Annotated in this window: 6 protein-coding genes and 1 pseudogene; 6 read left to right on the top strand and 1 reads right to left on the bottom strand. The window is 42.7% G+C overall.

Going from position 1 to position 9,775, the window contains the following annotated elements:
* The 4 genes and pseudogenes from ACE5CV_RS09100 to ACE5CV_RS09085 all read left to right on the top strand — a co-directional run.
* Window positions 1–959: pseudogene (locus ACE5CV_RS09100) on the top strand (SusC/RagA family TonB-linked outer membrane protein); the annotation flags it as partial.
* A gap of 20 nt (window positions 960–979) precedes the next feature.
* Entirely contained in the window at window positions 980–2,851 is a 1,872-nt protein-coding gene (locus ACE5CV_RS09095; protein WP_374949852.1) for a RagB/SusD family nutrient uptake outer membrane protein, read from the top strand.
* A 202-nt stretch (window positions 2,852–3,053) separates the two neighbouring features.
* Entirely contained in the window at window positions 3,054–4,937 is a 1,884-nt protein-coding gene (locus ACE5CV_RS09090; protein WP_374949851.1) for a 7TM diverse intracellular signaling domain-containing protein, read from the top strand.
* 122 nt (window positions 4,938–5,059) lie between these two features.
* A complete protein-coding gene (locus ACE5CV_RS09085; protein WP_374949850.1) occupies window positions 5,060–7,732 on the top strand; it encodes a glycoside hydrolase family 2 TIM barrel-domain containing protein in 2,673 nt (890 codons plus the stop codon).
* On the opposite strand, the gene ACE5CV_RS09080 is transcribed toward ACE5CV_RS09085, so the two are convergent.
* Window positions 7,719–8,048 (bottom strand): hypothetical protein, encoded by a 330-nt coding sequence (locus ACE5CV_RS09080; protein ID WP_374949849.1) that lies wholly within the window; start codon window positions 8,046–8,048, stop codon window positions 7,719–7,721. The two genes, ACE5CV_RS09085 and ACE5CV_RS09080, sit on opposite strands and share 14 nt — an antisense overlap.
* Before the next feature lie 369 nt (window positions 8,049–8,417).
* Here ACE5CV_RS09080 and ACE5CV_RS09075 point away from each other — a divergent pair, with 369 nt between their 5' ends.
* Complete coding sequence (locus tag ACE5CV_RS09075) at window positions 8,418–9,167, top strand: sugar transferase (RefSeq protein ID WP_374949848.1); 750 nt, start codon at window positions 8,418–8,420, stop codon at window positions 9,165–9,167.
* An 86-nt stretch (window positions 9,168–9,253) separates the two neighbouring features.
* Window positions 9,254–9,775 (top strand): glycoside hydrolase family 25 protein (locus ACE5CV_RS09070; protein ID WP_374949847.1); only part of this gene is annotated, 522 nt, incomplete at its 3' end.

Here is a 9,775-nt window from a genome sequence, read left to right as displayed (position 1 = left end):
GCCTTAGTGGTTCGATAGATGTTTACAGCCGCAAAACAACTGATATGATCGTTGAGCGCCGGTTGCTATCAATCCAGGGCCTTAACGGATTAAACATTATTCCTGGTGGTGCAAATAATTCCAGCCTTTTCTCTAACCTGGGACAGGTAAACAATAAAGGTTTTGAACTTTCATTGGATGGCCGGATCATTAAAAGCAAAAACTTTAGCTGGAATGCCAATGGCGTACTATTCCTTAACCGCAACAAAATTGTTCACCTGTACGGCGAATACCAGGTAACCGATGCCAACGGTGCTACCCGCACAGTTGAAAACAACGACATTGGTAACGGCTGGTTTATTGGACAGGATATCAACACCGTGTGGGATTATAACATCCTTGGCGTATGGCAAACACCAGAGGCTACCGAAGCTGCTAAATACGGCGCACGCCCGGGAGACTTTAAACTGCAGGATCTGAACGGCGACTTTAAGTTTACCAATGATGATAAGCAGTTTTTGGGCTCAACCAATCCAAAGTTCACCTGGTCATTACGTAACGATTTCAATTTCTTTAAGAACATCGATTTTTCGTTCATGCTGGTATCAAGTGTCGGTCAGTTAAGGCAATATAATGCCGCTTTAAACAACCCTGGCAGCGTTGGCTTTGCACGTATGAATTCGTACGTATTGCCATACTGGACCCCTGATAACCCGATCAATGATTACGCACGTTTAAATTCAGGCTCATCAGGTACTACTATTAACGTTTGGCGCAAAGCATCATTTGTAAGGCTACAAACAGTGTCTTTAGGTTACAACTTCAGCCCAAGCATTATCAAACGCTTAGGAATGCAGAGTGCCAAGTTGTTTGTTAACGCCACTAATGCTTACGTAGCATCAGGATGGGATCTGTGGGATCCGCAAAATAACGGCCCTACGCCAAGGTTTTTATCAGTTGGCGCTAACATAGTTTTTTAAGTATTAGGAGATAATCAGATATGAAAAAGAGAAATAAAAATATAATTGCAGGCCTTGCAATAGCTGTAGTTTTCGCATCCGGCGGATGTACAAAACGCAGCGACCTGGTACCGGAAGCACCCTCAAAATTTACACCCGATGTTACCTTAACGTCACCGGCTGCATTCCGTAATGCTTTGGCTACACTGAACATTAGTGTACGGTTTGAGTTCTTTGGTGATTCGGCCCCACTGCTTTCCGAGTCGCTTTTCACAGATGCCGCTGTAGATGGAACTACTGATAAAACCACACCTGCGCAGGATTTGAACCTGCGTATTACGCCAACATCTAACCTGGATAGCGACGATTATAATAAGATTGGCCGTTACTGGTACGCCTGGTGGCAAGGTATACATGACGCCAACGTCATTATATCACGGATAGATAAAGCTCAATGGCCTACACCGGCCGAGCGCGATCTTACACTGGCTACAGCGTATTTCCACAGGGCTTACCGTTACTACCGCCTGGTGCATGAGTTTGGCGATGTGCCGTTGGTGCTTAAGGAAGAAACCACGGTTAATACTGGTTATTTCACTACTCAGCGTATGGTGATCCTGAAACAAATGAAAGCCGACCTGGAGTTTGCTGTAACTAAATTAGCAGATGCTAACGAAAAAGGTAACGTATCTAAGGGCGCTGCGTATCACCTGTTAGCTAAAGTTGATTTGGCTTTGGGCCTATTTGATGATGCTATTGCTGCAACGTCTGCTGTTATCAACGGTCCTTATAAGTTGATGACCAATCGTTTTGGCATTGTTGCAAGCGATGCTTCCAAAAATGTGATTTGGGACCTGCACCGCCCGGAGAACAAGGCGATTGCTACCAATACCGAAGCTTTATACGTTGTGCTTGACCGCGAAACACTTGATGGTGCTACACCATTTGGCTCGCAGGTAATGCGTAACTGTGTGCCGATGTGGCACAACGGTACCATTTTAACGCCAGGTACAAAAAAGCCCGGAATCTCTGATAAGATTACTGAAGAATTCCCGCTTACTTTATGGTATGGCCGTGGTATTGGCCGTATGCGCGGAACACCATATGCTACCAAGTACATCTGGACGGATAATACCGATCTAAGGCATGCCCCAGGTAACTGGATGGATATGACAGACCTGGTTTATAATAATCCCGCTATTAAAACTACCGATGCTGCATGGTACGGTAAAAAGTTGCAGCAATACACGGCAGCAACAGTAAACCAGGTATTTTTGAACGGCCCTCGTGATACGATCAGGGCATGGTTTAGCTGGCCGCACTATAAAGTATTTATCGGATCAGGGCCAATAGCGCTTGATAAATACTGGAGCCCGCCACGCGGTACCAATACCGACTGGTATGTGTTCCGTTTAGCCGAAACCTTATTGCTACGTGCCGAAGCTTACGTTTGGAAGGGGCAAACCGCCCTCGCAATGGCCGATATTAACCAGGTTAGGGCGCGTGCAAAAGCGCAATTGCTTACCAATCCAAGTGCTGTAAATATTGGTACCATACTGGATGAGCGCCAGCGTGAACTATATTGGGAAGAGCCGCGTAAAACGGAGCTTACCCGTATGGCTTACATATTTGCGCAAACAGGTATTGCAGCTTATAACGGCAAAACTTATAACGTTAACAACTTCTCTACCAATAACTTCTTTTACGACAGGGTAATGGACAAGAATGATTTTTACAAAAATCCTAACGTTATCACTAACTCCGGTAACCATTATACCATATCGCCTTACCACGTATTATGGCCAATCCCGCAAAGCGAGATAGATCTGAACATTAACGGTCACATCAACCAAAATAAAGGTTATGCCGGCTCAGAATCTAACATTGCGCCGTTGGATAAAGTTGTGCAATAACAAATTACCTATACCTAATCAATCAGCATGTGCGGCCCCGGCCACACATGCTGATTGATTATTAAATGAATGTCCGCCGTAACAAATGAATATTTTTTTACAATATTTGAAGTACCAATTGTGGCCCGCTTTTTCGCCCTGTTTAACTGATTAATTGATTGCCTTCGTTACAATGCTAAAACGATTGTTTTTTTGTACCGTAATGTTATTGCTTGCGCATGTTTGTTTTGCGCAAAAAGCGATAGTAATCAATGCAGATTCTGTTGAGCATATCTTTGTCAATAAAGAAGTTTTTTGCCTGGAAGATAAAAGTGATGCGTTAAGTATAAAAGATGTAAGCAGCCCGGGCTATGTGGCCAAATTTAAACCAAGTAAAGATTTCTACCCCAAAAATTACGATCATAACTCATCCTACTGGTACCGGGTAAAAATAAATTTCCATCACCCTGTACCTCATAACAACAGCGTGTTTGAATTCTTTGATCAAACTACCGACCAGATAGAAGCTTACCTGCCTGATGGTAAAGAAGGCTTTAGCGCAAGTTCGACGGGAGAGAACCACAAATTTGCCGACAGGCTTTACAAGCATAAAAACTTCGAGTTTTTAATTGACAATTTCGCCGAAGGCGAGCATACTTATTATTTCAAAGTACGATCAAAAGACAGGGTGAATGTCATCATCGTTTACCGCACGTTTACCCGTTTTGTTTACTACACCCTTACCGAATACATCACCTACGGGATGTTTTACGGGATGATACTCATCTTTAGTTTTCATAACCTATTGATGTACATGGCTGTAAAGCGCAGGCAATACCTCATTTACATTTTTTACATACTAAGCGTCGGGCTTTATGAGGCAAGTGCCGATGGTATCGCTTTTCAATATTTGTGGCCGAACATCCCATCGTTAAATGATTTTATGTACGGCGCAGCCCTATATATGATTAGCCTGTTTGCGCTGATCTTTTTAAAGGAGTTGCTGCAGGTTAAAACCCGCAATTACACCCTTTATAGAGTTATTAACTGGACCATTGCAGTACGGACGGTGTATTTTGCCTACTGCCTGTTCTTTGATCGCAGTTTGTTTATGTACAAGTTTATTGAATTTGTGCCACTGGCAATTGCGTTTTATACAGGTATCAGCATCTGGCTCAACGGGTTTAAACCTGCACGCTTTTTTGTGGTAGGCTATGCGGTGCTTTTTGCAGGCTTCATTGTTAAGGGCGTATACGTACTTGGTTTAGCCCGGTGGTTGCCCGCTTTGCCGGCGCATTATAGCTTAAGCTTCAGTTTTATTATCGAGATGGTGTTCCTCTCGTTTGCCATTGGTGATCAGGTAAGGTTATTCCGCAAAGACAAGGACAAAGCGCAGGCGGAAGTGATGGAGCAGATGCAGATCAATGTGGATTTAAAGGATTTTATCAACTCGGAATTAGAAAATGAGGTAAAAGCACGCACACACGAGGCTACTGAGAAATCAAAAGTGATCCATGAGAAATCATTGATCATTGAGCGGCAAAATGAGAACCTGCTTGTGAAAAACCTGCAGTTAGAAGCGCAGGCAGCAGAGATCAGCCGGATGAATGTACTGTTAGAGAAAGATAACATCCAGCTAAAAACCAGTATCGAAAAGGTAACCGACGCCCGTGCGTTATCGACCGAATTAAGCTTTGAGGAATTCAGCGCAAAGTATCCTGATCAGGAAGCGTGCTTTAAGCTCCTGGCCGACTTGAAGTGGATGAATGGTTACCAATGTATTCGCTGTAATAATACAACGTACTGTAATGGCCGCTCGTTATATAGTCGCCGTTGCACCAAATGTGCCTACGAGGAAACGGTGCTGCATAACACGATTTTTCAAAATAATCGCATCCCTATAAATAAAGCGTTTTACCTGGTATACCTGGTTTATGCCAGCAAGGGCACGATATCGTCGCGGCAATTGTCGGAGAAATTAGGTATCAGGCAAAGTACCTGCTGGGCTTACTCAAACCGTATTAAAAAAGCTTTGGACGAGCAAAAGCGTGTGCGGAAAAAGAATAGCAAACAAGGCTGGATGGATCTGGTATTGGACACGGCATAATTTGAAAGTACTAAAACGTTTTCGTGAAAAAACAGGCTGCATTATTAGTGATTGCCCGATATTGGTTGTAATATGCAGCGTTATAAACCTTAAGTCCGTATACCCCTCCGGCGACATCCTTTATGAATAAAAAATTAGCCTTTGCGTTTTTATTAGTACCCTTACTATTGCTCAATATGGCCTATGGGCAGGGGAGGCAAGTCACCAATTTTAACAACAAATGGCAATTTACAAAAGGAAGCTATCAGCCGGGAATTGATGATTCCAAAGTAAAATGGCAAGCCGTTACATTGCCGCACACCTGGAATAAGAACGATGTAATGGACGATGCTCCCGGATATTACCGTGCTGCGTGCTGGTATCGTAAAAATTTTACATTAACCAACGGGAGTAAAGGAAAAAAGATCTACATCTATTTTAATGGCGCTAATCAGCAAACCGAAGTTTACATTAACGGTGCTAAAGCCGGCAGCCATACTGGTGGTTATACGCGTTTTTGCATAGACGTAACCCCCTATGTGAAACCTGGAATACTGAACATCATTGCCGTTAAAGTGGATAATAGTTTTAACGAAGATATTGCACCGCTTACTGCCGACTTTACTTTTTTTGGGGGTATATATCGTAATGTTGATCTGGTGGTAGCCCCACAAACGCACTTTAGTGTTGATAACGCTGCTAATGGGGTTTTCATCACCACCTCGCAAGTATCGGAAGGGCAGGCGGTAGTAGTGGTTAAAAGTAACATAGTCAATGAGAGCAGCGCAACCGGCGATTTGCAGTTGTTAACCACGGTAATTGATAAAGCCGGTAAAACGGTAAGCCGGTTAACTGCAGATATGAAAACCGGGGATAGGGATGTGCTGCTTGGCCAGGTAATGCCGGCAATTAATCAGCCGCATTTATGGTCGCCGGATGATCCCTATCTGTACAGGGTTATCAGCAAAATAATCAACAAAATAACCGGCAGGGTCATAGATGAGGTTTCAAACCCTTTGGGGATGCGCTGGTACAACTTTGATGCTGAAAAAGGATTTTATCTGAATGGACGGCCGCTAAAACTTATTGGCGCAAGCCGGCATCAGGATTTTAAAGGTATAGGTAACGCACTGCCGGATAGCTACCACACCCGCGATGTTAAGCTGTTAAAGCAAATGGGCGGCAATTTTTTACGTGTGGCACATTATCCGCAGGATAGGAAAGTGTTAGAAGCTTGCGATAGCCTGGGCATCCTTGCTTCGGTAGAAATTCCGGTGGTGAACGCAATAACGGAGACTGCGGGATTTACCGAAAATTGTAAACAGATGCTTACAGAGATGATTCGCCAGAATTATAACCATCCCAGCATCATCATTTGGGCCTATATGAACGAAGTGTTGTTAAGGCCTAAGTTTGGTAATGATAAGCCAAGGCAGCAGCAGTATTTTGGCCATGTGCGCGATCTGGCGGCACAACTGGATAGTATGGCACGTAGGGAAGATGCAGCCCGGTACACAATGATTGCATGCCACGGCGATTATAACCGTTATAAGCAGGCCGGAATTATAGATGTGCCAATGCTGATCGGGTGGAATTTATACCAGGGATGGTATGGCGGCCAAACCGCCGATTTTGCCAAGTTTCTTGACAAATTTCATCAAAATTACCCCAAACTGCCAATGCTGATTACGGAGTATGGTGCAGACGCTGATGACCGGATCCGCGCCACACAACCGCAGCGGTTTGATAAGAGTGTTGATTATGCGGTAGATTTTCATCAGATATATTTGAACGCTATTAACCAGCGACCCTTTGTTGCAGCAGGAATATTATGGAACCTTGCCGATTTTAGTTCAGAGGAGCGTGCAGAGACAACTCCCCATATCAACTCGAAAGGTATTTTAACGCAGGACCGCAAGCCAAAAGATGTTTACTATTTCTACCAGGCAAACCTGGTTAAACAACCGTATTTAAAAATTTCTGATTGGAACCATCGTGCCGGATTAGCGGATAGTGTGAACACAAGTACTCTAACACAACCGCTTATGGTTTTTACGAACATGCCGGATGTAACCTTGACGTTAAACGGTATCAACATGAGTACTCAAAAAGCGAAAAAGGGGATGGTAACATGGCAGGTGCCTTTTCGCAGTGGAAATAACATCCTTAAAGCATCGGGTACTAATGGCGAAAAAAGTATTACAAACCAATCGGTTGTAAACATGACCGTGATACCAGGTAGCTTAAATTTGTTAAAAGGTTCGGTTGAGATAAATCTGCTTTTAGGGGCTAATCGTTATTACACAGATGCTGACGCTAACGTATGGATACCTGCAAAAGCTTATCAAAAAGGAAGTTTTGGATACTTAGAAGGCAACGCTTACAAAATGCCCGGCAATAATCGGCAGGGTTATGGAAGTGACCGCGACATCCTAAAAACAACTGATGACCCTATTTATCAAACGCAGCAGGAAGGTTTAAGCGGATTTCGTTTTGATGTGCCGGATGGTAGTTACAAAATAACCCTGTGCTTTGCAGAGCTTACGGCCGACAAGCCTGGGGTTGAACTTGCTTACAACCTATCAAACTCCGAACAAAGAACAGGCGCTCAGGATCGGGTTTTTGATGTGTTGTTGAACGCCAAAACCGTATTGCCTAACCTAAACCTGGCTAAACAATACGGCGCACTAATGGCTGTCAGCAAAAGTTTTACTGTAACCGTAAAAAATGGCAATGGCATAAAAATCAGCTTTAAAGCGCAAAAAGGTCAGCCGGTGTTAAATGCAATCCGCCTGAAACGTATTATGACGCGGTAACAACCGGCTGCTTAACAGCTTTGGTTTTCTTTGGTGCTGCCTGAGCCGCTGCAACCAGTGTTTCTTTTACCGATGCTTCTTTAGCAGGTACTACTGTTACTGCTGCTGGTGCCGCAACATGTGCCGGCTTAATCAGCTTAGCTACTTTTTTGGCAATTTTACCGGCGCTTTTGATAATTTTCTTTTCGGCTTTCTTGGTGTCGGTACCTAAATCGGCAGCGGTAGATTTAATAGCGGCTAAAAGGCTAACTTCCAAATTTTTTACAAATGTTTTTTTGGCTGTTTTAGCAATGGATTTACGTTCTGATTTCTTCATAAAGGATTGAGGTAAAAGCACAAAAGTAAGTTAACTTCACGTTACTTGTATGTTATCATTATGTTAAGGAATTTTGGAAGGGAAACATTGGCTTTAATTTTTGAAAATTCTGACATGAAAGTAAATCTCAAATTGTACAGAGTATTAAATAACGAAAAGTAAGTTATGTCGATAAAAAGTGCTGCCAGAAATTTATTGAACAATTAAAGTAGATTTAACCATATGTTTTTAATTTAGCTAAGCAGTTGACGACTTCCTGTATCTAAACATAAAACTCCTGTCAAGAATATTATGGTGTAGTTTTACGTTTATTTTTATAACAATAACAGGAACTAACTGTTATGAAATTTCGTATCTAAGGACAGATGTATGGGTGACGAATACTTAAGAAATAACAACTTATTGGAATACAGCGATTTGAGCAACCAGTCTTATGTGAATAGTATTGGTAATTCAGCTCCTTCGTTGTGGATCAATAAGTCTGATCTGAGGGTCGATCCCCTGATTTCTTCACCCTTGTTTAAGAAGCGATATAAGTTATTAAAGCGCTTTGTAGATATTATCATTTCGTTAGTTGTAATTATTTTCCTTCTTTCATGGCTATTGCCCATAGTGGCGCTGCTCGTGCTGTTTGATTCAAAAGGCCCTGTGTTTTTCCTTCAAAAACGTAACAAACAAGGGGCTGAGCTTTTTAACTGCATAAAAATTCGTACGATGGTTGTAAATGACGACTCTGACAAGGTTGCAGCTGTAATCAACGACTTAAGAGTAACCAAATTGGGTAAATTTTTAAGATTAAGCCATATCGACGAACTTCCGCAATTTTTTAATGTTCTCGTTGGCGATATGTCCATCGTTGGCCCGCGGCCGCACATGCTTGTAGAGAATGTCCGTTTTAACGAGATGTTTAGCTATTATAACGACAGGCATTACGTAAAGCCGGGAATAACAGGCCTAGCGCAGTCATACGGTTATCATGGTGCCATAACAGATGTTAACGTGATCAACAAAAAGGTGGAATTTGATATCTTATATATCAAAAACTGGTCGGTGATGATGGATATTAAAATCATCTTTCGCACCGCCCTTAATATCCTGAAAAAAATTGCCGGCAAGTAATTATAATCACGATCACGTTATCTAATCTTAATTGCCGCTAATCTGTTTCAACGCTTGCTTGTGCCTTTTCCTTATATTTGCAGCCTGTGAGCACAACCCGGAAACGACCATCAACCACAAGAAAAACCATCAGTACAACCAGTCGTAAAAAGAAATATAAGCCGGCAACAAATCTTCTTTGGTGGCGCTTTGCTGCATTAGTGCTGGTGCTTATCTTACTTTCACCATTTTATTACGGCTATGTTCTAAAAACATTTTCCTCTACCTGGCGGTGGATAATAGATGCCGGCGAAAGCCCAAGCTACCGGACTTATAAAAGCTTTAATATCCGCATACCAACCGGCTATAAAAAACATGGTATAGATGTGTCATATGCACAAGGCAAAATAAACTGGCACAAGGTTGCAGCAATGAATGAAGATAGCATCCGCATCAGCTTTGCATTTATTAAAGCAACAGAAGGCCTTTTAACTGTCGACCCGTATTTTAAGCGTAACTGGCGGGAGGCTCCCAAAGCCGGGATCGTTTGCGGGGCATATCACTTTTTGCGGCCGGCCAAAAGCGGCGCATGGCAAGCTAGGTTCTTTATGCAAAATGTAAAAATGGAA

It is taken from the genome of Mucilaginibacter sp., from assembly GCF_964263795.1.
Taxonomy (GTDB): domain Bacteria; phylum Bacteroidota; class Bacteroidia; order Sphingobacteriales; family Sphingobacteriaceae; genus Mucilaginibacter.
Note: the sequence above shows the minus strand (reverse complement) of the source record. Positions and strands in the feature narration are given on the sequence as shown.